This window comes from Streptococcus sp. DD13, assembly GCF_001578875.1.
GTDB lineage: Bacteria > Bacillota > Bacilli > Lactobacillales > Streptococcaceae > Streptococcus.
On sequence record NZ_KQ969515.1, the window covers coordinates 1 to 321 of the forward strand.

Below are 321 nucleotides of genomic sequence, written 5' to 3' on the forward strand. Positions count from 1 at the left end.
TTGTTCCAACGAGTGAGGATGTGACGTCTACTGGTAAGCAAGGTCAAACACAAACTGGAACGCCCGTCTTCACAGAAGGGGATCCGGTCGCACCAATCACGATCAATGAAAGCCAACCAGCGAAGCTGATTGACCCAACAACTGGTCAACCGACGGATGAAACGACCCTTCCAGCCATGAAGGACGGCAAGCAAGTCGGCACCTACACCATTGATCCATTGACAGGTAAAGTGACCTTTACACCAAACAAGGACTTCGTAGGGACTCCAGATCCAGCGACGGTCCAAGTCAAGGATGCCAATGGTACAGCGATTACAGCAA

Annotated in this window: 1 protein-coding gene; it reads left to right on the forward strand. The window is 51.1% G+C overall.

Features of this window, described 5'->3' with window-relative positions; genetic code table 11:
• A partial coding sequence (locus tag STRDD13_RS08110) for an Ig-like domain-containing protein (RefSeq protein WP_156471295.1) occupies positions 1-321 on the forward strand: 321 nt, incomplete at both ends.